General features: G+C 71.1%; 26 protein-coding genes. 14 read left to right on the top strand and 12 right to left on the bottom strand.

The genetic code is table 11. The features are described from left to right. Positions 1–9: 9 nt before the first annotated feature. A complete protein-coding gene (locus BLW78_RS04555) occupies positions 10–912 on the bottom strand; it encodes a UDP-3-O-acyl N-acetylglycosamine deacetylase (RefSeq protein ID WP_091677038.1) in 903 nt (300 codons plus the stop codon). Positions 913–1,156: 244 nt separating this feature from the next. Between BLW78_RS04555 and BLW78_RS04550 the strand changes: the two genes are divergently transcribed. From BLW78_RS04550 to BLW78_RS04535, 4 genes are read left to right on the top strand one after another with little or no spacing between them, the layout of a single operon-like run. Continuing rightward, positions 1,157–1,843: a Crp/Fnr family transcriptional regulator gene (locus BLW78_RS04550; RefSeq protein ID WP_026604752.1), complete on the top strand. Its 687-nt coding sequence runs from the start codon at positions 1,157–1,159 to the stop codon at positions 1,841–1,843. 4 nt (positions 1,844–1,847) lie between these two features. Further along, a complete protein-coding gene (locus BLW78_RS04545; RefSeq protein WP_091677036.1) occupies positions 1,848–2,906 on the top strand; it encodes an ABC transporter ATP-binding protein in 1,059 nt (352 codons plus the stop codon). Then, a complete protein-coding gene (locus BLW78_RS04540) occupies positions 2,903–3,874 on the top strand; it encodes an ABC transporter permease (protein ID WP_042673521.1) in 972 nt (323 codons plus the stop codon). The genes BLW78_RS04545 and BLW78_RS04540 overlap by 4 nt, the downstream gene beginning before the upstream one ends. Continuing rightward, on the top strand, positions 3,871–4,644 hold the full coding sequence (locus BLW78_RS04535; protein ID WP_042673520.1) for an ABC transporter permease subunit: 774 nt from the start codon (positions 3,871–3,873) through the stop codon (positions 4,642–4,644). The genes BLW78_RS04540 and BLW78_RS04535 overlap by 4 nt, the downstream gene beginning before the upstream one ends. A 7-nt stretch (positions 4,645–4,651) precedes the next feature. Here the strand turns inward: BLW78_RS04535 and BLW78_RS04530 are convergent, their stop codons facing one another. Both BLW78_RS04530 and BLW78_RS04525 read right to left on the bottom strand, forming a co-directional pair. After that, on the bottom strand, positions 4,652–6,112 hold the full coding sequence (locus BLW78_RS04530; protein WP_091677033.1) for a sodium:solute symporter family protein: 1,461 nt from the start codon (positions 6,110–6,112) through the stop codon (positions 4,652–4,654). Next, the gene (locus BLW78_RS04525) at positions 6,109–6,312 is read right to left on the bottom strand and encodes a DUF3311 domain-containing protein (protein ID WP_091677030.1); all 204 of its coding nucleotides are present in this window, start codon (positions 6,310–6,312) and stop codon (positions 6,109–6,111) included. Before BLW78_RS04525 ends, BLW78_RS04530 begins: the two co-directional genes overlap by 4 nt. A gap of 198 nt (positions 6,313–6,510) precedes the next feature. Between BLW78_RS04525 and BLW78_RS04520 the strand changes: the two genes are divergently transcribed. Further along, positions 6,511–6,741, top strand: a complete 231-nt coding sequence (locus BLW78_RS04520) for a hypothetical protein (RefSeq protein WP_056528533.1) — start codon at positions 6,511–6,513, stop codon at positions 6,739–6,741. A 39-nt stretch (positions 6,742–6,780) separates the two neighbouring features. Here BLW78_RS04520 and ureG read toward each other — a convergent pair whose 3' ends face one another. The 7 genes from ureG to BLW78_RS04485 form a co-directional block, all read right to left on the bottom strand. Next, complete coding sequence (gene ureG, locus BLW78_RS04515) at positions 6,781–7,398, bottom strand: urease accessory protein UreG (RefSeq protein WP_091677028.1); 618 nt, start codon at positions 7,396–7,398, stop codon at positions 6,781–6,783. Positions 7,399–7,407: 9 nt separating this feature from the next. Continuing rightward, a complete protein-coding gene (locus BLW78_RS04510; RefSeq protein ID WP_091677025.1) occupies positions 7,408–8,097 on the bottom strand; it encodes an urease accessory protein UreF in 690 nt (229 codons plus the stop codon). Next, positions 8,084–8,584, bottom strand: coding sequence for an urease accessory protein UreE (locus tag BLW78_RS04505; protein ID WP_091677021.1), 501 nt, complete (start codon positions 8,582–8,584; stop codon positions 8,084–8,086). Before BLW78_RS04505 ends, BLW78_RS04510 begins: the two co-directional genes overlap by 14 nt. Before the next feature lie 33 nt (positions 8,585–8,617). Then, positions 8,618–9,097 (bottom strand): DUF29 domain-containing protein, encoded by a 480-nt coding sequence (locus BLW78_RS04500; protein WP_091677018.1) that lies wholly within the window; start codon positions 9,095–9,097, stop codon positions 8,618–8,620. 32 nt (positions 9,098–9,129) lie between these two features. Further along, positions 9,130–10,857 carry an urease subunit alpha gene (gene ureC, locus BLW78_RS04495; protein ID WP_091677016.1) on the bottom strand — a complete coding sequence of 576 codons (1,728 nt, stop codon included), beginning with the start codon at positions 10,855–10,857 and terminating at the stop codon, positions 9,130–9,132. A gap of 2 nt (positions 10,858–10,859) precedes the next feature. Then, positions 10,860–11,480, bottom strand: a complete 621-nt coding sequence (locus BLW78_RS04490) for an urease subunit gamma (protein WP_091677013.1) — start codon at positions 11,478–11,480, stop codon at positions 10,860–10,862. 123 nt (positions 11,481–11,603) lie between these two features. After that, entirely contained in the window at positions 11,604–12,617 is a 1,014-nt protein-coding gene (locus BLW78_RS04485; protein WP_091677010.1) for a LysR family transcriptional regulator, read from the bottom strand. 97 nt (positions 12,618–12,714) lie between these two features. Here BLW78_RS04485 and BLW78_RS32155 point away from each other — a divergent pair, with 97 nt between their 5' ends. The 3 genes from BLW78_RS32155 to BLW78_RS04470 are packed head-to-tail and all read left to right on the top strand — an operon-like array spanning position 12,715 to position 14,784. Continuing rightward, complete coding sequence (locus BLW78_RS32155; RefSeq protein WP_091677007.1) at positions 12,715–13,968, top strand: GNAT family N-acetyltransferase; 1,254 nt, start codon at positions 12,715–12,717, stop codon at positions 13,966–13,968. After that, complete coding sequence (locus BLW78_RS04475; protein ID WP_020091947.1) at positions 13,965–14,579, top strand: cysteine hydrolase family protein; 615 nt, start codon at positions 13,965–13,967, stop codon at positions 14,577–14,579. Before BLW78_RS32155 ends, BLW78_RS04475 begins: the two co-directional genes overlap by 4 nt. Before the next feature lie 49 nt (positions 14,580–14,628). Next, the gene (locus BLW78_RS04470; RefSeq protein ID WP_020091948.1) at positions 14,629–14,784 is read left to right on the top strand and encodes a hypothetical protein; all 156 of its coding nucleotides are present in this window, start codon (positions 14,629–14,631) and stop codon (positions 14,782–14,784) included. On the opposite strand, the gene BLW78_RS04465 is transcribed toward BLW78_RS04470, so the two are convergent. Together BLW78_RS04465 and BLW78_RS04460 are read right to left on the bottom strand one after the other, a co-directional pair. Then, the gene (locus BLW78_RS04465; protein WP_091677004.1) at positions 14,785–14,964 is read right to left on the bottom strand and encodes a hypothetical protein; all 180 of its coding nucleotides are present in this window, start codon (positions 14,962–14,964) and stop codon (positions 14,785–14,787) included. A 448-nt stretch (positions 14,965–15,412) separates the two neighbouring features. Beyond that, positions 15,413–15,640 carry a hypothetical protein gene (locus BLW78_RS04460; protein ID WP_042673504.1) on the bottom strand — a complete coding sequence of 76 codons (228 nt, stop codon included), beginning with the start codon at positions 15,638–15,640 and terminating at the stop codon, positions 15,413–15,415. A gap of 255 nt (positions 15,641–15,895) precedes the next feature. On the opposite strand from BLW78_RS04460, the gene BLW78_RS04455 reads away from it, so the two are divergent. The 6 genes from BLW78_RS04455 (at position 15,896) to BLW78_RS04430 (ending at position 24,523) form a co-directional block, all read left to right on the top strand. Then, positions 15,896–17,149: an efflux RND transporter periplasmic adaptor subunit gene (locus tag BLW78_RS04455; protein ID WP_091677001.1), complete on the top strand. Its 1,254-nt coding sequence runs from the start codon at positions 15,896–15,898 to the stop codon at positions 17,147–17,149. Positions 17,150–17,198: 49 nt separating this feature from the next. Beyond that, on the top strand, positions 17,199–20,363 hold the full coding sequence (locus tag BLW78_RS04450; protein WP_091676999.1) for an efflux RND transporter permease subunit: 3,165 nt from the start codon (positions 17,199–17,201) through the stop codon (positions 20,361–20,363). A 236-nt stretch (positions 20,364–20,599) separates the two neighbouring features. Beyond that, the gene (locus tag BLW78_RS04445) at positions 20,600–21,745 is read left to right on the top strand and encodes a CaiB/BaiF CoA transferase family protein (protein WP_091676996.1); all 1,146 of its coding nucleotides are present in this window, start codon (positions 20,600–20,602) and stop codon (positions 21,743–21,745) included. 34 nt (positions 21,746–21,779) lie between these two features. Beyond that, positions 21,780–22,529, top strand: coding sequence for an SDR family oxidoreductase (locus BLW78_RS04440; protein ID WP_091676992.1), 750 nt, complete (start codon positions 21,780–21,782; stop codon positions 22,527–22,529). A 10-nt stretch (positions 22,530–22,539) separates the two neighbouring features. Then, entirely contained in the window at positions 22,540–23,688 is a 1,149-nt protein-coding gene (locus BLW78_RS04435) for an acyl-CoA dehydrogenase family protein (RefSeq protein ID WP_091676990.1), read from the top strand. Position 23,689: 1 nt separating this feature from the next. Beyond that, the gene (locus BLW78_RS04430) at positions 23,690–24,523 is read left to right on the top strand and encodes an HTD2 family dehydratase (protein ID WP_091676987.1); all 834 of its coding nucleotides are present in this window, start codon (positions 23,690–23,692) and stop codon (positions 24,521–24,523) included. Positions 24,524–24,610 lie beyond the last annotated feature (87 nt).

Here is a 24,610-nt window from a genome sequence, read left to right as displayed (position 1 = left end):
ACCCGACCCTCAGACGAGTTCCCAGGCCTTGCCGTCCCGCATCAGGGCGGTGACGAGGGCGTGGTTCAGCTCGTGCCCCGTGTGGAACGCCGAGATCCGACCCTCGACCGGGTGGCCCGCCAGCGCGAGGTCGCCGACGAGGTCGAGGATGCGGTGGCGAACCGGCTCGCCAGGGACGCGCATCCCGCCCAGGACGTGCCCGCGCACCAGCAGCGCTGCCGAGCGGGGCGAGACGCCCTGCAGGAAGTCGTTCCGCATCAGGTAGCCGTAGGCGCGGCCCGCCATGGCCCGCGCGTAGCGCCCGAAGCTGCGCGCCGGCGCGATCTCCCGCTCGAAGGATTCCGGCGTGATCGCGCCCGACCAGTCGATCGAGCCGAAATGCGCCAGCGCGACGTGGCCGGTGATGTGCAGGCCCGGGCCCGGCTCGATCTCGAGGCGGCGCCGCCCGTTCTCGACCGCCACCGTGCGCAGCAGGCGGATCACCCGGCAGGGCAGGCTCTGCTCGCGGCGGCCCGCGATCCGTATCGCCTCACACCAGGGCGTCGCGCTCCCGTCGAAGATCGGCAACTCGTCGGCGTCGATCTCGGCCAGCACGTTGTCGATCCGCAGCGCGCTGAGCGAGGCCATCAGGTGCTCGATCGTGCGCACGAGGACGCCGTCGCGTCGCAGCGCCGAGGAGAGCGGCTGCGATACCCGGTAGTGCCAGTGGGCGGGCACGTCGACCGCCCGTCCGTCCTTCAGGTGGCGGCGGAAGACGATGCCGTGGCCGGCCGGGGCGGGGCTGACGCGGACCGTGGCGTGCCGCCCGGAATGGAGGCTGCGGCCCGAACGCTCGAAGGGGCGCGCGAGTGTCGCCTGCTGGCGGGGACCGGTGGAGGATGTCGAGCGCGGGAAAGGTACGTCTTGATGCATCGATACTGCCCGCCTCGGCGGGCCAGGAATTTAGCCCTGATACCTGATCCACGCTAATAAACTCCTGTTCATCGGGACGCGGCTTGACCGCCCCGCCCGCGACCGTCACGATTGCGGTGCCCGATCGATCCAGCACCGCCCCGGCGGGGCGCGGCTTCACTGTGCGGGCTGCTCCCGTCCCCAGATCTGCTGGCCGGCCCCCGTCAGGGCAGGGACGGAGGCCGGAGTTGAGGGAACACGATCGATGGCGCGGTTGGGGACAATACCTTTCTTCAAGGATCCCGGCATCGAGCTCAGCCCCTACGAGCCCCGCTGCCACTGGCGCCGCTTCGACGAGAACGAGGTCCTCGTCGACTTCGACGATATCTCCACCGACGTGTACTTCATCGCCTCCGGCGAGGTCCGCATCCTGAACCGGACCCAGTCCGGCAAGGAAGTCATCCTGGGCGAGATGCGGGGCGGGGCCTTCTTCGGCGAGCTCGCCGCCATCGACGGGATCGGCCGCTCGGCCAACGTCACGGCGCTGACCCGCGGCGAGGTCTGCGTGGTGCCGGCGCCGGTCTTCCGGCAGATCGTGTTCGCGTCCGAGGCGATCGCCGACCGGCTGTTCCGCCTCCTGGCCAAGCGCGTGCGGGAGTTGAACACGCGGCTCATGGAGCACGCCCTGCTCGACCTGAAGCACCGGCTCTACGCCGAGCTGCTCCGCCTCTCCGTGCCCCGGGCCGGCACGGCGGGCGAGCGGGTGGTCTCGCCGCCGCCCTACCACCACGTCCTCGCCGCGCGGATCGGCTGCCGCCGCGAGCAGGTGACCCGGGAGTTCACCGCGATGGCGGCGGAGGGACTGGTCGACCGCACCCGCGGCGCCCTGGTCCTGCGCCGGCCGGACCTCCTGGAAGCGCGCGTGGCCGAGGCGCTGCGCGAGGATTCCTGATCCGTTGTCCGAGGGGCCTGCGCCGCGCCTGCGGCTGGAGGAGCTGACCAAGCGCTTCGGCACCCATCGGGCCGTCGACGCCGTGTCCCTCGACCTCGAGGCGGGGGAGTTCTTCTGCCTGCTCGGCCCGTCCGGATGCGGCAAGAGCACACTCCTGCGCATGATCGCGGGCTTCGAGAGCCCGACCTCGGGACGGATCCTGCTGGGCGCGCAGGACCTGACCGCGCTGCCGCCCCATCGGCGGCCGGTCAATATGATGTTCCAGTCCTACGCCCTGTTCCCGCACATGAGCGTGGCCGGCAATATCGGCTACGGGCTGAAGGGCCTCGGCCGCTCCGCCTCGGCGGAGCGCGTGTCGGAACTGCTCAAGCTCGTGCGCCTGGACGGGTTCGGCGACCGTCGACCGGAGACGCTCTCGGGCGGCCAGCGCCAGCGGGTCGCCCTGGCCCGGGCGCTCGCCCGGGAGCCGAAGCTGCTGCTGCTCGACGAGCCGCTCGGCGCGCTCGACCGCGGCCTGCGCGAGGAGACCCAGGGCGAACTGCGCGCGGTCCAGCGCCGCCTCGGCACCGCCTTCGTCGTCGTCACGCACGATCCCGAGGAGGCGATGATGCTCGCCGACCGGATCGGCGTCATGGAAGCGGGCCGCCTGATCCAGGTCGGGCCGCCGGCCGATCTCTACCGGCGCCCGGCGAGCCGCTTCGTCGCCGGCCTGCTCGGCGACGTGAACCTCATCCCCGGCCGTGTCGGCGCCGGAGGCGCCGACACGGTCCGCACGGTCGAGACCGCGCACGGTCCCGTGCGGGGCGTCGCGGAGGCCGCGCTCGCGGAAGGGGCCGCGGTCGTGGTGGCGGTGCGGCCCGAGGACGTGGTGCTGGGCACGGAAGGGCTGCCGGTGGTCGTCGCCGACGCCGTGTTCCTGGGCGACCGGGTGCGCCGGACGCTGCGCCTGCCCGACGGCGCCACGCTGCGGGCGAGCGGGCGGCCCGCGGAGGCCGCCGCGGCGCCGGGCTCGGACGCACAGGCCAGCTTTCCCGCCGACGTCGCCGTGATCCTGCCGGCATGAGGGCCGCCAGAGCGGAGGCCGACCGCGCGACCGGGCGAACGGAGGCCGGGTCCGCGCGCGCCCGCAAGCGCGGCCGGGTGTTCGACCGTCTGGCGCGCCTGCCGCCCTTCCTGTGGCTGGCGGCGTTCTTCCTGCTGCCCTTCGTCATCACCCTGAAGATCAGCCTCTCGGAGCCGGCCACGGCGATCCCGCCCTACCTGCCGCTGCTCGACTGGCGCGGCGGGCTCGACGGCTGGTCGGCTTTCCTCGAGGCCCTGAACTTCGACAATTACCGCACGCTCGCCGCCGACCCCCTCTACCGCGACGCCGCCCTGGGCTCCCTGACCTACGCGGGCGTCGCCAGCCTGATCCTCGTCGCTCTCGGGACGCCGCTCGCCTACGCCCTGGCGCGGGCGCCGTCCCGCTGGCAGCCGCTCCTCGTCGCGCTGGTGATCGTGCCGTTCTGGACGAGCTTCCTGATCCGGATCTACGCCTGGATCGCGATCCTGAAGCCCGAGGGACTGCTCAATCTCGCCCTGCGCCGGCTCGGCCTGATCGACGCGCCGCTGACGATCCTCAACACCGACGCGGCGGTGATCGTCGGTCTCGTCTACGCCTACCTGCCCTTCATGGTGCTGCCGCTCTACGCGGTGATGAACCGCCTCGATCCGACCCTGCGCGAGGCCGCGGCGGATCTCGGCGCCTCGCCGAGCCGGGTGTTCTGGACCGTGACCGTGCCGCTCAGCCTACCCGGGATCGCGGCCGGCGCGGGGCTCTGCTTCATCCCGATGGTCGGCGAGTTCGTGATCCCCGACCTGCTCGGCGGGTCGGAGACGCTGATGCTCGGCCGGGTGCTCTGGAGCGAGTTCTTCTCGAACCGCGACTGGCCGCTGGCCGCGGCGGTCGCCGTGCTGATCCTAGCCATCGTCATCGGACCGGTGGTCCTGTTCCGGGACAGCCTGCGCGCGGGCGAGGGCGAGGCGCCGTGAGCTGGGTGACCCGCACCGCCCTGGTGGCCGGCCTGGGCTTCCTCTACGGGCCGATCGCGGTGCTGATCGTCTACTCGTTCAACGCCTCGCCGATGGTGACGGTCTGGGGCGGGTTCTCGACCCGCTGGTACGGCGCCCTGCTCGCCGACGCGCCGCTCCTGTCGGCCGCCTGGGTCTCCCTGAAGGTCGCTTTCCTCGCGAGCCTGCTCGCCACGATCCTGGGGACGCTGGCCGCGCTCGCCCTGGAGCGGCAGGGCCGCTTCCGCGGTCGCGCCCTGTTCACGGGTCTCGTCTTCGGGCCGATCGTGATGCCGGAGGTGATGATCGGGCTGTCGCTCCTGCTCATGTTCATCGGGATCGGGCTGGACCGCGGCCTCCTGACGATCGTCATCGCGCACACGACCTTCTGCACCGGCTTCGTGGCGGTGGTGGTCGGCGCGCGCCTGCGCGGCCTCGACCGGTCCCTCGAGGAGGCCGCGGCCGATCTCGGCGCGGCGCCGGCGCGCGTGCTGATGACCGTGACGCTGCCGCTGCTCGCGCCCGCCCTCGCGGCCGGCGCGCTCCTCGCCTTCACCCTGTCGCTCGACGACCTGGTGATCGCGAGCTTCGTCTCCGGCCCGGGCTCCACCACCCTGCCGATGCGGCTCTACAGCCAGGTCCGCCTCGGCGTGAATCCGGAGATCAACGCGGCCTCGACCCTCCTCGTCGGGCTGGTGAGCGTCGCGGTGCTGCTGGCGTCCTGGCTGACCGCCCGCCGCGGACAGGGTTGAGCGGGCATCACTCCGCGGCCTGCGCGGCGGTCGCGCCCCCGCGCACCATCTGCGCCACGGCGACCGTCACGACGACGTTCACCACCAGCGCCACGATGCCGACATTCACGTCCTGGAGCGGTCCCAGGATCGGCAGCTTCGCCAGGCTGAACCCGGAGAGGACGGTCGCCGCCACGGTGGCCACGCCCGCGACGATCCCGGCGATGGCGGCGCGGCGGTCGAGGGGATTGCGGCGCATCAGGCTGGTGATGAAGCAGGGGAAGAGCTGCGTCACGAAGTTGTAGCCCATGAGCAGGAGCTGCACGATCGTATCGCCGCCCGACAGGGTGAAGCCGACGCAGACCAGCGCCAGCACCGGCACGAGGATCTTGCACAGCCGCGCGGTCGCGGCGTCGTCCATGCCGGGACGCAGCGGCCGGACGAGGTTGTTCGCCACCAGCGTGACGCCCGCGATCAGGATCATGGAGCCCGGGACGAGGGCGGTCAGCACCCCCGTGGCGCCGATCAGCCCGATGACCCAGGGCGGGAAGGTCGCGAGGGAGAGCTTGAACAGCGAGAGGTCGACGTCGGGCCCCGTCAGGCCCGGCACCTGCATCACGGCGGTGAAGCCGATCACGAACACGAACAGGTTGATCAGCTGGTAGATCGGCAGGATCACGGCGTTGCGGCGGAAGGCGCCCGGCTCGCGCGCCGTGTAGAGCGACGCGAAGGTGTGGGGCCACATGTAGCCGCCGAGCGCGGTCAGCAGGACCGTGGTGGTGAACCAGGTCGGGCTCTGGCCGCGGTCGGGCAGGGCCAGGAAGCCGGGCTTCGCGGCCTCGATCGCCGTGAACAGGCCCTCGTAGCCGCCGTAATAGTGGACCGGCAGGTAGATCCCGAGGAAGACCACCACGAACAGGATGCTGGTGTCCTTGATCACCGCCGTCCAGGCGGAGCCGTGCACGCCCGACACCACGACGTAGGCGGTGAGCGCGGCCGCGCCGATCCAGACCGCGGTCGTCGACGAGATCGCGCCGTAGGACGCCGTCGAGACGATGATCCCGAGGCCCTTGAACTGCAGCACGAGGTAGGGGACGAGGGCGACGATCCCCACGAGCGCCACCAGCATGCCGAGCGCGCGGCTGCCGTACTTGCGCGCGAAGAAGTCGGGCTGCGTGTAGAGGTTGTGCTGCTTGGCGTAGCGCCAGACCGGGGGCAGCAGCCAGTACGAGGTGACGTAGGCGAGCGTCAGGTAGCAGAGGATGTAGTAGGCGGGGCCGCCCTTGCCGTAGGCGATGCCGGAGCCGCCGAGGAACGTGAAGGTCGTGTAGATCTCCCCGGCCATCAGCAGGAAGACCAGGGCGGTGCCGAAGCCGCGGCCGCCGACGGTCCACTGCTCCAGCCCCATCTCGCGGCCGACCCGCGCGTAGAGTCCGAGGCCGATCGCCAGCGCGAAGCCGGCGGCCACGATAACGAGCGCGATGCTCATCGGAGATCCTCCGGCGCGCGGTTCTGAGGGTCGGTCAGGTAGATCACCCCCATCACGACCGAGGTTCCGATCACGCAGAACACCAGCCAGGCGAGGAGCAGCGGCAAGCCGAACACGAAGGGCTCGACCCGGTTCAGGAAGAACGGGCCGACCAGGATGCCGAGGAAAGGTAGGGCGGCCAGCCACCGCAGATTTCGCATGCGCGATACCGTTCAGAAGGCCCCGATATCGCGGGTTGAATCAGTCACGGACCGCTGTCAACGCCGCGATGGCCCAACGGCGCTCATCCCGATCACGTCTGCGTGCTGTGCGCTCGCGCACGCGGCCGCGCTCCGGTCGCGCATATCCTCAGCGCAGCGTCGCGCCGTCCGACACGGCGGGCGCCGAAGGATTTCACGATGACCCGCACTCTGACCATCGCGGCGCTGGCCGCGCTCCTCGCCGTTCCGGCGGTCCAGGCGGAGGCCCGCCCGCGGCACACCCCCGCCAAGGCGCAGCCCAGCGCCGCGATCAAGGCGCGCCAGACCGTCCTGAACGATTTCAACGCGCGGATGAGCCGCCTGGACGCGCTCATGGGCACCCCGAGCAGGTCGTCGGTCCGCGCGCGCTCGGCCGAGGCCGGCCGCTAGGAAACGTGACGCGCCGGTCGCCCGGACTCCCGCGTCGATTCAGCGGCCCAGGCCGCCCGCCTCCTCCACGAAACGCGCCACCGCGTCCGCGCCCGCGCCCTTGCGCAGGGACGCGAACACGTACGGCCGGGTGCCACGCATCCGCTGCGTGTCGGATTCCATCACCGACAGGTCGGCGCCGACGAGCGGCGCGAGGTCCGTCTTGTTGACGATCAGCAGGTCGGACCGGGTGATGCCCGGACCGCCCTTGCGGGGGATCTTCTCGCCGCCGGCGACGTCGATCACGTAGAGCGTGATGTCGGCGAGTTCCGGCGAGAACGTCGCCGCGAGGTTGTCGCCGCCGGATTCGATCAGCACGAGGTCGAGCTTCGGGAAGCGCCGGCTCATCTCGGCGACGGCGGCGAGATTGATCGAGGCATCCTCCCGGATCGCCGTGTGCGGGCACCCCCCAGTCTCGACGCCGAGGATGCGCTCCTCCGGCAGGGCGCCCGCGACGGTGAGGATCCGCGCGTCCTCCTTCGTGTAGATGTCGTTGGTGATGGCGCAGATCTCGTAGCGGTCGCGGAAGCGCTTGCAGAGCTGCTCCATCAGGGCGGTCTTGCCGGAACCGACAGGTCCGCCGATGCCGACGCGGAGGGGGCCGTTCGTGGAGGTCATGCTGCGGGCTCAGGATCGGAAGATGCGGGAATACTGGGTCTCATGGCGGAAGGAGCCGAGATCCAGGCGGAAGGTGGCGGCACCGAGGGCGTCGAGATCCGCCGCGGCGGCCGCCTCGGCGAGCCCGGCGAGGCGCGGCGCGAGGGCGGCCACGACTCGCGTGCCGGCGGCCTGACCCACGGGCGCCGCCCGGAGGGCCGCGGAGACGAGGTTCTGCAGGAAGGCGAGGCCGTAGGCGGCGAGCACGGGGCCCGGATCCATGCGGTGCGCGCCGGCCGCGAGGCCGACCGCGACCGGGTAGGCGACCGGCCCCGGCAGATTGCCGGCCAGGGCGTCGAGGGCGTCGCAGGGCCACGCGCCGCGCGTCGCGTCGAGGAAGCTGCGGCCCTGCTGGCTCGTCTCCAGGTGCAGCTCCCGCGACGGCGCCAGGGCCAGGGCGAGGTCGTTGACGGCGACCAGCGCGGCGCCGTCCGCGGACAGCGCCGCCGCGTGGGCGTGGGTGGCCAGGATCAGGTCGTTGCGCAGGGCGCCGCGCTCGCAGACGTCCCGGAGCCACGCGGTCAGGCTCGCCTCGTCGCGGACGTCGCCCGCTTCGACCGCCCATTCGAGCCCGTGCGAGTAGGCGTAGGCCCCGACCGGGTAGCCGGGCGACAGCCACGCCATCAGGCGCAGCGCCTCCAGGGCGTCAGCCCGCGGCATGGTGGTGCTGATGGCCGCCGTGCGGGTGGTCGTGCCCGTGGTCGTGCCCGTGGCCGCCGGAATAGGCGCCGCCCTCGGGCCGGAACGGGCGCTCCACCGGCTCGGCGGTGCCGCCGAGGCCCCGGACCATCTCGGCGAGGACGTGGTCGTGCACGATCCAGACCGCGTCCGGGCCGATCTCGGCGGCGATGTGCCGGTTGCCGATGTGCCAGATCAGGCGCTTGAGGGCGTGATCGCCGGCGGCCCGGATCTCGAGCAGGCGCTCCGGCGCGGCCTCGACCCAGACGAGGCGTCCGTCCTGCAGGACCAGAGCGTCGCCGTCCTCCAGCACGGTCGGCTCCGGAAGGTCCAGCAGGAAGCTCAGCCCCCCGGCGCCGCGCATGGCGACGCGGCGGCGGTGGCGGTCGCCGTGATCGAGGACGACGCGGTCGACGATCTCGCCACCCGACAGGGCGTCGCGGCGGAGGATGCGGGTGGCGCGGATCATGGTCGACGGTTCGGGCTGGATACTCGGGCGCGGTCAGACAACGTCCGTCTCCGGCGTGCCCGGATAGAAGCCGAGCTCACGGATCTGCTCGATCGCGTAGGGACAGGATTTCGGAAAGACGGATCCGGGCAAGCCCGTCTCGCTCGCGGCCCCGAGAACAGCGACGGAATAGGCCTTCGCGAGCACCGCATCCGGCCAGGACTGGAGGCTGGGGCTCATGTCGATCAGGTCATCGATCCGGATGCGCTGGTCGAGGATGGTCGCGCGCCAGCCGTACTTCCGCTTCTCCGGCTGGAATTCCCACTTCAGCAGGTGCAGCAGCAGGATGGCGAGACGGCTCCGGATCTCGGCTTTCTGGGATCCGCCCAAGCTCTCGATCTCCTCGGCGACGTTGGCGCGGTCCAGATCCGGCCAGCGCCCGGCCCGGAGCAGGGCTGCCTGCTCCTCGGTCCAGAGGCAGAGATCGGTCGTGTAGAGGTCGTCCCTCGCCGGAAGCTGGGCGATCTTCGTCATCGCGGCTCTCCTGCCACCGAGCCCATCCTATCTCAGAACAGGAAGTAGCGCTGCGCCATCGGCAGCACCTCGGCCGGCTCGCAGACCAGCAGCTCGCCGTCGGCGCGCACGTCGTAGGTCTCCGGATCGACCTCGATGACCGGCGTGGCGTCGTTCAGCACCATGCTCTTCTTCGAGATGCCGCCGCGGACGTTCTCAACGGCGACCAGCTCCTTCTGCACGCCCAGCCGCTCCCGCAGGCCGTCCTCCACCGCCGCCCTTGAGACGAAGGTAAGGGCGGTGGCGAAGGGCGCCCGGCCGTAGGCGCCGAACATCGGCCGGTAATGCACCGGCTGCGGCGTCGGGATCGAGGCGTTCGGGTCGCCCATGGGCGCGGTTGCGATGCTGCCGCCCTTCAGCACGAGGTCGGGCTTCACGCCGAAGAAGGCCGGCGTCCACAGCACGAGGTCGGCGAGCTTGCCGGGCTCCACCGAGCCGATATGCCGGGAGATGCCGTGCGCGATGGCCGGGTTGATCGTGTACTTGGCGACGTAGCGGCGCGCCCGCAGGTTGTCGGTGCCGGACGCGTCGCCCGGCAGGGCGCCCCGCTGGCGCTTCATCTTGTCGGCGGTCTGCCACGTGCGGATGATGACCTCGCCGACCCGGCCCATCGCCTGGCTGTCGGAGGACATCATCGAGAGCGCGCCGATGTCGTGCAGGATGTCCTCGGCCGCGATGGTCTCGCGCCGGATGCGGCTCTCCGCGAAGGCGAGATCCTCGGGGATCGACGGGTCGAGGTGGTGGCACACCATGAGCATGTCGAGATGCTCGTCGATCGTGTTCCACGTGTAGGGCCGCGTCGGGTTGGTGGACGACGGCAGCACGTTCGGCAGCCCGGCCACCTTGATGATGTCCGGCGCGTGGCCGCCGCCCGCGCCCTCGGTGTGGAAGGCGTGGATAGTCCGGCCCTTGAAGGCCGCGATCGTGTCCTCGACGAAGCCCGATTCGTTGAGCGTGTCGGTGTGGATCATGACCTGGATGTCGTGGGCGTCCGCCACCGACAGGCAGGTATCGATCGCCGCGGGCGTGGTGCCCCAGTCCTCGTGCAGCTTCAGCGCGCAGGCACCCGCCCGCACCATCTCGACGAGGCTCTCCGGACGGGACGCGTTGCCCTTCCCGGCGAAGGCGAGGTTCATCGGGAAGGAATCCGCCGCCTCGATCATCCGGGCAATGTGCCAGGGGCCTGGCGTGCAGGTGGTGGCGAAGGTTCCGTGCGCCGGGCCGGTGCCGCCGCCGAGCATCGTGGTGACGCCCGAGCAGAGCGCCTCCTCGATCTGCTGCGGGCAGATGAAGTGGATGTGGCTGTCGAAGCCGCCCGCCGTCAGGATTTTGCCCTCGCCGGCGATGACCTCGGTGCCAGGCCCGACCACGATGTCGACCCCGGGCTGCACGTCCGGGTTGCCGGCCTTGCCGAGCCGGAAAATCCGGCCGCGCACGATGCCGACATCGCACTTCACGATGCCCCAGTGGTCGAGGACCACCGCGTTGGTGATCACCGTGTCGACGGCGCCGTCGGCGTTCGTGGCCTGGCTCTGGCCCATGCCGTCGCGGATGACCTTGCCGCCGCCGAACTTCACCTCCTCGCCGTAGGTGGTGAAATCGCGCTCGATCGTGATCTCCAGGCTCGTGTCCGCGAGCCTGATGCGGTCGCCGACGGTCGGGCCGAACATGTCGGCGTAGGCCGAGCGCGGCAGGCTGGCGGGCTTGGGCGTGTTGGCCATGATCAGAGCTTGCCCATCACGTCGCCGCGGAACCCGCAGACGGTGCGCCCGCCGGAGAGCGGCACCAGCGCCACTTCCCGCGTCGATCCCGGCTCGAACCGCACGGCGGTGCCCGGCGCGATGTCGAGGCGCTTGCCGCGGGCCTGCTCCCGCGGGAACACGAGGCCCGGATTGACCTCAAAGAAGTGATAGTGCGAGCCGACCTGGATCGGCCGGTCGCCGACATTGGCGACCTCGATCACGGTCCGCTCGGCGCCGGGGTTGAACACGATCTCGCCGGGCAGAGTCGTCACCGCGCCGGGGATGTCGGACGAGGCCGCACCGCGGATCGGGTGATGCACGGTGACGAGCTTCGTGCCGTCCGGGAAGGTCGCCTCCACCTGGATGTCGTGGATCATCTCGGGCACGCCCTCCATGACCTGATCGGCGTTCAGCACGGTGGCGCCGGCCTGCATCAGGTCGGCCACGGTGCGGCCGTCCCGCGCGCCCTCGACCACGAAGTCGGTGATCAACGCCACCGATTCCGGATGGTTGAGCTTCACGCCGCGGGCGAGGCGGTTGCGCGCCACCTGCGCCGCCATGGCGATGAGCAACTTGTCCTTCTCACGGGGCGTCAGCAGCACGGGCAACCTCGTCGTCGCGGCGGCCGGAGCAAGGATCATGCGCGCGGCGCGGTCAAGGGCGGGCGTCGGCCGTTGCAGGACCCGGACCAGCGGCCGTCGCGGCCCGCCGGAATCACGGAGGCGTCACGGCGTCATGGCGATGAAGCCGGCGAACAGGTCGGGGAGGGCCGCGCCCTTCACGGCACCCGGCAGGTCGCGGGGGTGGATGAACTCGTCCCGGAACCAGGGATAGCGCTTCGGATCGAAGGAGGCCCGCAGCCAGTCGATCGTCCGCCGCACGCGGGTGATCCGCTCGGCGTCCGGGTGATAGGTCAGCCAGATGTCGACGCTGAAGCGGCCGAGATTGTCCACCGGGACGACCTGCGCGCCGATCGCGCTGGCATAGGTCGGCAGCAGGCCGATCCCGGCCCCCTTGGCGATAGCCCAGTAATACGCGCTGCTGACGTTGATCTTCAGGGTGATCGGGACCTTCGCGGGGAAGCCCGGCACCGTGCTCACGTAATCCTCGAGGGCGACGGTCTGGCCGCCGTCCTGCACCACGATCCGGTGGCGCTCCAGGTCCTCGGGGCGAGCCGGGAGCCCGTAGGTCTCCTCGTAGCTCCGCGCGGCGTAGGGCACCATGTGGATCCGGCCGAGCTTGACGATGCGCAGGTCCGGGCTGGTCGGCCGCGTCAGCTGGATCGCGACGTCGGCCTCCAGCCGCAGGACGTCGGCGGATTCCATCGCGCAGCGCAGGTCGACGGTCAGGCGCGGGTTGGCGCGCTGGAACTCGACGAGCCGCGGCGCGAGCCAGAAGGCGCCCAGCCCCTCCGTCACGGCGATCCGCACCTCGCCGGTCTCGGCGAAGGGCGCGCCCTCGCCGGTGCGCACCAGGCTGAACGCCGCCACCTCCATACGGCCGGCGGCCTCGAGGATCGCGTGGCCCTCGGCGGTGAGGCGGATGCCGTCGACGTGGCGGGTCAGCAGCGGCGCGCCGATCAGCGCCTCGAGATCGTCGATCCGGCGCCGCACCGAGTTCACCGACAGGCCGAGCTTCGTGGCCGCCGAGCGGAAGCTACCGGACCGCTGGAGCGCCAGGAAGACCCGGATGCTCTGCCAGTCGGGCATCGGGTCCCGGATCGCCTCCGCCTGTTCCATCGACGGAACACCCCTGTTTCAAATTTTGCACATACAGACAGAGCGCTAGATGCGAAGTGCTTAACCGTCAATCCGTACCCGAATGACAGGTCATCCGATGACGGTGCACATTGCTCGCGCGCAGTTCGTGGCCAAGGACGCCGATCAACTCGGTACAGCGCCAGTCTCTCCCGAGCCGCGGCACGCGCTGAATGCGCTCGAGGTCGGCCGAATTGCCAGGCACCTCGTCATCTTCACGCCGACCCCGGACGATCTGGCGCGGCTGATCGCGGCGGCGCGCGCGGATCTGCCCGATCTCGCGCCCCTGCGCACCGTCCAGCGGGTGATGTCGATCAATCCCGACAGCGTCCTGGCGATCGCCCAGCGCCACCGGTTCGACGCCGCGGATCCGCGGGGCGAGGGGTTCGTGGCCTGCCTGATGCTGAACGCCGACGGCCTGGCGGCGCTCAAGGGCGGGACGCTCGACGCGTCCGACCCGCCCGCCGCGCTGCTGACCGGCCAGCACGAACGTCCGGCCGGGATCTACGTCTGGGCCGTCTACGCGCGGCGGCGCCTCTCCGGCGGCGTCGGCCTCGTCTTCGACCGTCTGTCGAGCCCGACCTACCGGGGCGTCGACTTCTACGCCCGCGCGGCCACCCCCGAGGGGGCCGACCTGCTGACCACCCTCGGCTTCACCGCGCAGACCTCCGCCCGCGGTGCCCTGTACCATTTCGCCCGCGCGTCGAAGGCGGAGCCGGCGCCCCCGTACGACACCCACCGGTCCGGCGGGACCGGCATCAGCGTCGCGGTCGCGCGGAACATGGAGGACCTGTCCCGCGTGATCGCCCTGCGCGCCGCCGTCTACATGGCGGAGCAGGCCTGCCCGTACGAGGAAGAGTTCGACGGCAACGACCTCTCGGCGACGCACCTGATCGGCTACGTCGGCGACGAGCCGGCGGGCTGCCTGCGAATCCGGTTCTTCGCGGATTTCGCCAAGATCGAGCGCCTCGCGGTCCGGGCCGAGTTCCGCAACACGCGCCTGTCCTTCGCGCTGGTCCGCGCCGGGATCGAGCTGGCCCGGGTCAAGGGCTACCGGCGGCTCTACGGCCACGCTCAGAAGCGCCTCGTCGGCTTCTGGAGCCGCTTCGGCTTCCGGGTCTTCGAGGGCGCGCAGGAGCTGGTCTTCTCGGATTTCGACTACGTCGAGATGCTGATGGAGGCGGAGCCGCACCCGCAGGCGATCGGCCTCGGCGCCGACCCCTACGTCATCATCCGGCCGGAGGGGCGCTGGCACCGGGCGGGCGCCCTCGACCGCTCGCGGAGCCGCGCCGTGACCCGCCCGTCCGTCGACCGGGCGGTGGCCGCGCGATGAACCGGCCGATCAACCCGGCGCTGTATCGCCGGCCGCGCAGCGTCCCGGCCCTGGTGCTGGTGGACATGCAGCAGGAATACGAGATCGCGGGCCGCCCGCTCGCCCTGGCGGGGATCGAGCCCGCGCTCTCCAACTGCCGGCGCGCCCTCGCGCATGCCCGCGCGAGCGGCATGCAGGTCGTCTACGTCCGCTGGATCGGCGCGCCGCTGTTCCAGGCGGGCAGCCGCTTCGTCCGCTGGATCGAGGGGTTCGAGCCGCACGGCTGCGACATGATCTTCGACCGGGACCGCCCGTCCTGCTACGCCAGCCCCGCCTTCGCGGACGCGATGGAGCGGGGATCGCCGCCGCTCGTCATCGCGGGCTTCGCCGGCGAGTCGTCCTGCCTCGCGACGGCGGTCGACGGCTTCCACCGCGGCCAGGACGTGACCTTCCTGTCCGACGCCTCCGCGAGCCACGACCTCGACGGCATCTCCGCCGACGAGATCCACCGGTCGGTGAGCGCGGTGATGCGGGTGTTCGGCGACGTCACCGACACGCAATCCTGGATCGCGGCCTCGGCGCCTTTCAGGCCCCTGCCCACAGCTTCGAGACCCACGCACGCCAATGACTGACCGAAGCCAGAATCACGGGATTCCGGAGGGGGTCCCGGCCGGCGACGATGTGGACCTGCGCCTTGGCCGGCACGCGATCGAGCTGCTGCAGGCGGCGCGCGAGGCCGGCGAGCCGACGCTGATCGCGCAGGCCGAGGCCATGGCGATGGCGGTCGGCTTCGTGCTGGCGAGCCGGCTGCCGGGCGGCGCGCCGGAGACCGCGTGATCAGTCGGCGCCGTCCTCGCCGCCGATGAGGCGCATCGCGCGCAGGCGCGCGGTCCGCTCGTCCTGGGCGCGCCGGTCCGCGTCGAGCGCCCGCCAGAGCACGACGAGCTCATCCGCGACAGGCGAATCGACGGTTTCGTCGGCATCGCGCGCGATATTGGCGTGATCGAAGGCGTCCATGTTCGAGGTTCCGCGCCTTGAGGTGCGGTCCGCTAACAGGACAGGATCGCGATCGTCCAGCCCGAAAGTTGAGCAGATCCTGTACAAGCCGACGGGATCGTCACGCGCGGCGCAATCCATCGCCGGCAAACCGAACACCGGATCGTAGATCGGCGAGGATGGGGAGGCTGACGGCGGTCGATCGACCGGGGCGATGATCCGGCTGGACCGAATTGCATCCGGAGCCGCTGTTTCGGCGCCTGCCCGGACATGAATTCAATAATCTATTGACGATCATCGATGAATACGCGACCGGCCACGCCGCCCGCCGCCTCGAACAGTGTCCGCACGGGGCCGCGCACGCCGCGAGCGCTCAGAAACATCTCGGACACCGAACTGTGACAATCCCGACCGGTATCGGCCAGGGCCCGGGCGCCGCACGGGTGCGTCCGATCGGACCGCGAGCACCTCAGGCCCGGGATCGCGTCAGCGCGGCGATGATGGATTCGACCACCACGATCTGCTCCTGCACGGCGACCAGCCGCGGCCCGGCATCCGCGCCGTCGCCCAGCACGAAGGTGCCCTTCTGCCGCCGCGCGTCGCGCAGCTTGCGCACCGACGCGACGATGACCTGCCGCTCCTCGATCAGCGCGTCGCGCAGTTCGTTCAGGCCGTCCAGTTCCAGGGTCGAGGCCATGCGGCGTCCCGGTCTCACATCCTCGGCGCGGCGTCGGCGGCCATCCCGCGCGGGCACGCCGGGCGCCTGTCGTCCGCGCGGGGCGTCCGGCCCCGCGGCGCGGCCCACTCTCGGCGGCGGTAGCACGCTTTCCGCTCACGGAACATTGCCGCGATCCGGGGAGCGCCGCGATGTCCGGCGCGGCCATTGTATGCTATTGAATGCAAAATTATCCCGGTCCGCGAAGCGGTCGGATCAACGGGCGGATAGCGGCGCATGCTGAGTGAGGACGTGCACGACCGCGACGGGTCTCGCGCGGACGAGACGGTCACGGACCGGCGCCACGGCGACGCGCGCCGCGCCGCGACGAAACCGGCGAAGAAGCGCTCGGGCGCGGCCGGCCTGATCCTCCTGCTGCTCGCCGTCGCGGGCGGCGGCGCCTACGGCTACACGCGCCTGAATCAGCCCGCGGTGAAGTCCCGGGCGGCGGCCCCGCTGCCGGTGCCCGTCACCCTCGGCACGGTCGAGCAGGGGCCGTTCGCCCTCGTGTCGAACGGTCTCGGCACCGTCCAGGCGTACAACACCGTTCAGGTGCGCACGCGCGTCGACGGCGAGATCCAGCAGGTCGCGTTCCGCGAGGGTCAGACCGTCCGCAAGGGCGACGTGCTCGTGCAGATCGACCCGCGGCCCTACCAGGCGGCGCTGGATCAGGCGAAGGCCAAGAAGGAGCAGGACACGGCCAACCTCGGCAACGCGAAGGCGGACCTCGTCCGCTACACCGGGCTGGGCGCCTTCGCCTCCCGGCAGCAGACCGAGACGCAGACGGCCCTGGTCGCCCAGCTCACCGCGCAGGTGGCGTCCGACCAGGCGGCCATCGACAACGCCACGACGCAGCTCGGCTACGCCACGATCCGCGCGCCCATCGACGGCGTCACGGGCTTCCGGCAAGTCGATATCGGCAACATCGTCAACGCGGCCGGCCAGACCCCGATCGTGACGATCACCCAGGTCGAGCCGATCTTCGTGGTGTTCACGGCCCCGGAGGATCAGCTGCCCGCCATCACCGCGGCCCTCAAGGCCGGTGACGTGCCGGTGGAGGCCTGGACGTCGGACGGGCTGACCAAGCTCGCCGACGGCAAGCTGGCCCTGTTCAACAACCAGGTCGACACCGCGACGGGCACGATCCGCCTCAAGGCCGTCTACGAGAACAGGAACCACGCGCTGTGGCCGGGCCTGTCGGTCTCCACCAAGATGCGGGTCGGCACGGTCGCGGTCGCCACGACGGTGCCGGACGACGCGATCCAGCACGGGCCCGACGGGCTGTTCGCCTTCGTGGTGGACGATGCCAGCCGGGCGCATCAGCGCGCACTGAAGGCGGGCCGCTCGGATTCGGGGCGGACGCGCGTTCTCAGCGGCGACCTCCGGCCCGGCGAGCGGGTGATCGTCGCCGGCCAGTACAAGGTGCAGGACGGCAGCCTCGTGGCCGATCCGCACGCGGCCCACACCGCGCAGGCGGAGGCGGTCCAGTGACGCGCGCGACACGCCTCACGGCGGGCGCGTCCCCGCGCGGGGCCCGGCCATGAAGGGCGGCATCTCGGCGCCGTTCATCCGGTTCCCGGTGGCGACCACGCTGATCATGGTCGGCATCCTGTTCCTCGGGATCGTGGCCTACCCGCTGCTCGGCGTCGCGCCGCTGCCGCAGGTGGATTTCCCGACCATCCAGGTGACCGCGCAGCTCCCCGGGGCCAGCCCGGAGACGATGGCCTCGTCGGTGGCGCAGCCCCTCGAGCGGCAGTTCTCGCAGATTCCCGGCGTGTCGCAGATGACCTCGACGAGCTCCCTCGGGATCTCGACGGTCACGGTCCAGTTCGACCTCAACCGCAACATCGACGGCGCCGCGAGCGACATCCAGGCGGCGATCAATGCCGCCAGCGGCCAGCTCCCGAAGAACCTCCCGACCCCGCCGACCTACCGCAAGGTCAATCCGGCCGATTCGCCGATCCTGCTGCTCTCGGCCACCTCCGACAGCATGCCGCTGATCGACGTCGACGACGCGGTCGACGTCCAGCTCGCCCAGCGGATCAGCCAGATCTCGGGCGTCGCGCAGGTCTTCATCGGCGGCCAGCAGAAGCCCGCCGTGCGGATCCAGATCGACCCGGCCAAGCTCGTGGCCAAGGGCCTGTCGCTGGAGGACGTGCGCGCGCAGCTCACCCTCACCACGGTCAACAACCCGAAGGGCAGCATCGACGGCGGCAGCCACAGCTACACCATCTACGCCAACGACCAGCTCACCGCAGCCCACAACTGGAACGACGTCATCGTCGCCTATCGCGACGGCGCGCCGCTGCGCGTCCGCGACATCGGACAGGCGGTCGCCGGCCCCGAGGACACCAAGCAGGCCGGCTGGACCAACGGCAAGCGCGGCATCTTCCTGGTCGTGTTCAAGCAGCCCGGCGCCAACGTCATCGACACGGTCGACAGCATCAAGGCCCAGCTGCCCCGCCTGACCGCCACACTGCCGGCCGCCATCAAGGTCGGCATCCTGAGCGACCGCACGCAGACCATCCGCGCCTCGGTCGAGGACGTGCAGTTCACCCTGCTGCTGACGATCGTGCTGGTCGTCGGGGTGATCTTCGTCTTCCTGCGCAGCTTCTGGGCGACCGTGATCCCGAGCGTGACCGTGCCGCTCGCGCTGCTCGGCGCCTGCGCGCTGATGTGGATGGCGGGCTACACCCTCGACAACCTCTCGCTGATGGCCCTGACGATTTCGGTCGGCTTCGTGGTCGACGACGCCATCGTCGTGCTGGAGAACATCAGCCGCTACGTCGAGGAGGGGATGCGGCCCATGGAGGCCGCTTTCAAGGGCGCGGGCGAGATCGGCTTCACCATCGTGTCGATCTCGGTGTCGCTGATCGCCGTGCTGATCCCGCTCCTGCTGATGGGCGGCATCATCGGAAGGCTGTTCCGCGAGTTCGCCGTGGTGCTGTCGATGACCATCGCGGTCTCGGCCTTCGTGTCTCTGACGCTGACCCCGATGATGGCCTCGCGGCTGCTGAAGGCCCACGACGCCGAGCGCCACGGCCGCCTCTACCGCATGAGCGAGGCCGCCTTCGACTGGCTGCTGGCGGTCTACGCCGACGCCCTCGACGTCGCGCTGCGCTTCCGCCGCGTCACGCTGCTGGTCTTCTTCGCCACGCTGGCGCTGACCGGCTACCTGTTCGTCGCCATCCCGAAGGGCTTCTTCCCGCAGCAGGACACCGGTTTCATGATCGGCGTCACCGAGGCGTCGCAGGACATCTCCTTCTCGGCGATGAAGGCGCTGCAGGAGAAGGTCGGCGCGATCGTCCAGGCCGATCCCGCGGTCGCCACCGTCGGCATGTCGCTCGGCGGCAACGGCCAGGCGCTCAATTCCGGGCGCATGTACATCACGCTGAAGCCCCGCGACGAGCGCGACGTCAACGCCTTCCAGGTGATCGGCCGGCTGCGCCCCAAACTGGAACGCGTCGAGGGCATCCGGACCTTCATCCAGGCGACCCAGGACGTGCGCACCGGCGGCCGCACCTCGCGGACGCAGTTCGAGTACACCCTCCAGGACCCGGACCTCGCCGAGCTGAACACCTGGGCGCCGCGCATCCTCGACAAGATGAAGACGCTGCCGGAGCTGCGCGACGTCGCCACCGACCAGCAGACCCGCGGCACGACGCTGACGCTGTCGATCGACCGCGACGCCGCCTCGCGCTACGGCATCACGCCCCAGCTCATCGACGACACGCTCTACGACGCGTTCGGCCAGCGCCAGATCGCGCAGTACTTCACGCAGCTCAACAGCTACCACGTCGTCCTGGAGGTGCTGCCGGCGCTGCAGGGCAGCGTCGAGAGCCTCGACAAGATCTACATCAAGGCGCCGATCGGCGGCGGGCAGGTGCCGCTCGCGGCCTTCGCCCGCTGGACGACGGTTCCGGTGGCGCCGCTGGCCGTGAACCACCAGGGGCAGTTCCCGGCGGTGACGATCAGCTTCAACCTCGCCCCCGACGTCGCCCTCGGGCAGGCCACGGAGGCGATCGGCCGGGCGATGCGGGAGCTGCAGGTCCCGCCGACCGTGGTGAGCGGCTTCCAGGGCACCGCCCAGGCCTTCCAGCAATCGCTCTCGACGGTGCCGCTGCTGATCCTGGCGGCCCTGTTCGTGGTCTACCTGATCCTCGGCATCCTCTACGAGAGCTTCATCCACCCGATCACCATCCTGTCGACGCTGCCCTCGGCCGGCGTCGGCGCCCTGGCGGTGCTGATGTGGGCGGGGTTCGACTTCAGCCTGATCGCGCTGATCGGCATCATCCTCCTCATCGGCATCGTGAAGAAGAACGGCATCATGCTGGTCGACTTCGCCATCGTCGCCGAGCGGGAGGAGGGCCTCTCGCCCGAGGTCGCGATCCGGAAAGCCGCTCTGCTGCGCTTCCGGCCGATCCTCATGACCACGATGGCGGCCCTGCTCGGCGGCATCCCGCTGATGGTCGCCACCGGGACCGGCTCGGAAATCCGGCAGCCCTTGGGCTACGCCATGGTGGGCGGCCTCGCGGTCAGCCAGGTGCTGACGCTGTTCACCACGCCGGTGATCTACATCTACCTCGACCGGCTGGCGCACCACTTCTCGTTCCGCGACAAGCCGCGGGCGGTGGACGGGGCGCTCGATGACCCCGAGCCGGTGGAGGAGGTCCGCGGCCCGCCAACGCTGCGCGCGGCGGAGTGAGGCCGACCGCCGTCTTCGCGAGCGGAGCGAAGCGATCCAGATACGCCGCGCTCGCCGACGTCGCGCTTCCCTGGATTGCTTCGCTCCGCTCGCAAAGACGCTGAGCGCGGCGAAAGCGACGTCCCGAAGCCAATGGCCGGGCAGCCCTGTCACCGCGGCCCGCTTGGCGGGGCTTCTCGCCGTTCCAGTTCATGCGGCACCGGCCCTCTGAGACCGCGGGAAGCCGAAGGATGCGGATGAGCCAGAACCTGCCGCTGCGAGGGCTGACCGTGCTCGCCCTGGAGCAGGCCGTCGCCGCGCCCTACTGCACCTCGCGGCTCGCCGATGCCGGGGCCCGGGTCATCAAGATCGAGCGGCCGGAGGGGGATTTCGCCCGCGGCTACGACGCGGCGGTCAACGGGCTGGCGAGCTACTTCGTCTGGCTCAACCGCGGCAAGGAGAGCCTCGTCGCCGACATCAAGGATCCGGCCGACGGCCGCCTGCTGCACGCGATCCTCGCCCAGGCCGACGTGTTCGTGCAGAACCTCGCCCCCGGCGCGGCGGCCCGGGCGGGCTTCGGCTCGGCGGAGCTGCGCGCGCGCTACCCCCGGCTGATCACCGTCGACATCTCCGGCTACGGCGCCGGCAACGCCTACAGCGACATGAAGGCCTACGACCTGCTGGTCCAGGCCGAGAGCGGGCTCGCCGGGATCACCGGCCACCCGGCGGGGCCCGGCCGCGTCGGCGTCTCCGTCTGCGACGTCGCCTGCGGGATGGACGCCCACGCCGCGGTCCTCGAGGCGCTGATCGCGCGCGGGATCACCGGGCAGGGCTGCGCCCTGGAGGTCAGCCTGTTCAGCGGCGCCGCCGACTGGATGAACGTGCCGCTGCTCTACTTCGAGGGGACCGGCAAGGCGCCCCAGCGGGTCGGCCTCGCGCACCCGTCGATCTGTCCCTACGGCGCCTTCCCCACGGCCGACGGCAGCCTCGTGCTGATCTCGATCCAGAACGAGCGCGAGTGGGCGAATTTCTGCGCCGGCGTGCTCGGGGAGCCGGAGCTCGCCCGGGCCGAGGGCTTCGCGTCCAACAACGCCCGTGTGGCCAACCGCGCCGCGGTCGACCTGCGCATCGGCGCCGCGCTGGTGCGGCTGGGCCGCGACGCGGCCGCCGCCCGGCTGAAGGCGGCGGGCACCGCCTACGGTTTCGTCAACACGCTGGCGGACCTCGCCACGCACCCGGCGCTGATCCGCGCGGAGGTCCGGACGCCTTCGGGCCCGGCCCGGATCGTGGCGCCGCCGGTGCTTATCGACGGCGCGGTCCGCGCCCTCGGGCCGGTCCCCGCGATCGACGAGCACGGGGCGCGGATCCGCGAGGAGTTCGCGCCCCGGGCTCGAGGACGGTGATCTGACGGCACATCGGAATGAGCGGGAGGAGACGATGAGACTGAACGGCAAGATCGCGCTCGTGACAGGGGCCGGCAGCGGCTTCGGGGCCGGGATCGCCCAGCGCTTCGCCGCGGAGGGCGCCAGGGTGGCCTGCGTCGACATCGACGGCGCGGCGGCCGGGCGCGTGGCGGCGGCGCTCGGCGAGAACGCCATCGCGATCGCCGCCGATGTCGGTCTGGCCGCCGACGTCGCCGCCAGCGTCGCCGAGACGCGGCAGCGCTTCGGCGTGCCGAGCATTCTCGTCAACAACGCCGGCACCACTCACCGCAACAAGCCGCTGATGGAGGTCACGGAGGAGGATTTCGACCGGGTCTTCCGGGTCAACGTGAAGTCGATCTTCCACTACGTCCGGGAAGTCGCCCCGCTGATGCGCGACGCGGGCGGCGGCGCGATCCTCAACGTCAGCTCGACGGCGGCGCTGCGGCCGCGCCCGGGTCTGACGTGGTACAACGCCTCCAAGGGTGCGGCGAGCCTCGCCTCGAAGTCGCTGGCCCTGGAGCTGGCGCCCTGGAAGATCCGGGTGAACGCCCTCTGCCCGGTCATGGGCGCCACGGGGCTCCTCGAGCACTTCATGGGCGTCCTCGACACGCCCGAGAACCGCGACCGCTTCATCGCCACGATCCCGCTCGGGCGCCTGTCGGAGGCGAGCGACATCGCCGCCGCCGCCCTGTTCCTCGCCTCCGACGAGGCGGCGTTCATCACCGGCGTCGATCTCCCCGTCGACGGCGGCCGCACGGCCTGAGGAGCCCCCGATGGAAGCCTATACCGAGATCCGCGAGGCGGTCGCCAAGCTCTGCGCCGGCTTCCCGGGACCGTACTGGCGGGCCCTCGACCGGGAGATGGCCTACCCGACCGACTTCGTGAACGCGCTGACCGAGAGCGGCTACCTTTCGGTGCTGATCCCCGAGGCGTACGGCGGCTCCGGCCTGCCGCTCTCGGCGGCCGCCGCGATCCTCGAGGAGGTGCAGCGGGCGGGCTGCAACGGCGGCGCCTGCCACGCGCAGATGTACACGATGGGCACGCTGCTGCGGCACGGCTCGGAGGCGCAGAAGGCCGAGTACCTGCCGGGCATCGCGGAAGGGCGCCTGCGGCTCCAGGCCTTCGGCGTGACCGAGCCCACCTCCGGCACCGACACGGGCAGCCTGAAGACGACGGCGCGCCTGGAGGGCGACCACTACGTCGTCAACGGCCAGAAGATCTGGACCAGTCGCGCCGAGCACTCGGACCTGATGCTGCTCCTCGCCCGCACCACGCCGCGGGCCGAGGGCATGAAGCGCACGGACGGGCTGTCGGTGCTCCTCGTCGACATGCGCGCGGCCAAGGGCAACGGCCTGACGATCCGGCCGATCCGCACGATGATGAACCACGCCACCACGGAGGTGTTCTTCGACAATCTTCGCGTTCCGGCGCAGAACCTCATCGGCGAGGAGGGCAGGGGCTTCCGCTACATCCTGTCCGGCATGAACGCCGAGCGGATCCTGATCGCCGCCGAGTGCGTCGGCGACGCCAAGTGGTTCATCGACAGGGCCCGGACCTATGCCGGCGAGCGGTCCGTCTTCGGGCGGCCGATCGGTGCCAACCAGGGCGTGCAGTTCCCCATCGCCAAAGCCTACGCGAACATGCGCGCGGCCGAGCTGATGGTCCGCGAGGCGCTGACCCTCTACGAGGGCGGCGCCAATCCCGGGGCCGAGGCCAACATGGCCAAGATGCTCGCCGCCGACGCCTCCTTCGAGGCCGGCAACGCCTGCATCCAAACCCATGGCGGCTTCGGATTCGCCGAAGAGTACGACGTGGAGCGCAAGTTCCGCGAGACGCGCCTCTATCAGGTCGCGCCGATCTCCACGAACCTGATCCTCGCCTACCTGTCCGAGCACGTGCTCGGCCTGCCGCGCTCGTACTGACATGACCGATCTCAGCGCCTGGATCGGCCGGACGCGGGCGGCGTCCGACCTCGTCACCCCGCGCCTCCTCGCCGAGTTCCGCGCGACCTTCGCGCCGCATCTGGCGCCGGTCGCCGACGGAATCGCGGAGCCGGCCCTGCACTGGTGCCTCGCGCCCGAGACGCCGACGGCCGACTCCCTCGGGCCCGACGGCCACGCCGCCAAGGGCGGCTTCCTGCCCCCGGTGCCGCTGCCCCGGCGGATGTGGGCGGGGGGCGAGATCGAGACGCTCTCGGACCTGCGCGCGGGGGACACGGTCACGCGCACCGAGACCGTGCGGGACGTCGCCTTCAAGAGCGGGCGGAGCGGGAGCCTGTGCTTCGTCACCGTCGACCACACGGTCTCGACAGAACGGGGCGTCGCGATCCGCGAGCGGCAGGATATCGTCTACCGCGAGGCGGCGGGCGCGCAGACGGGAACCGGCGCCGCGCCCGAGCGCGACGGTTCCGAATCCTACGCGGTGATCTGGGAGGTGCCGGCGACCCCGACGCTGCTGTTCCGCTACTCGGCGATGACCTTCAACGGCCACCGCTTCCACTACGACCAGCCCTACGCGACGCGGGTGGAAGGCTACGCCGACCTCGTCGTGCACGGCCCGATGCAGGCGACGCTACTGATGAACCTCGCCGCGACGCTTCTCGGACGCGTGCCGCGGACGTTCACGTATCGCGGGATCGCGCCGATGACGGCGAACCAGGTGTTTCGGGTCTGCGGGCGGGTCGCCGGGACGGCGTTCGAGGGTGTGACCCTCGACGCGGGGGGCCAGGTCTGCATGCGGGCCCGGGCCGACGGGTGAGCGGCCGCGGACGCTCGGTCCGCATCCGAGACTAGGCCGGAATCGGCACCGCCGTCGCGCCGCGCGCGGGCAAAAGCGGCGCAGCGG

The sequence above is a fragment of the Methylobacterium sp. 275MFSha3.1 genome (assembly GCF_900108435.1).
In the GTDB taxonomy this organism is placed as follows: Bacteria; Pseudomonadota; Alphaproteobacteria; order Rhizobiales; family Beijerinckiaceae; genus Methylobacterium.
Note: the sequence above shows the minus strand (reverse complement) of the source record. Positions and strands in the feature narration are given on the sequence as shown.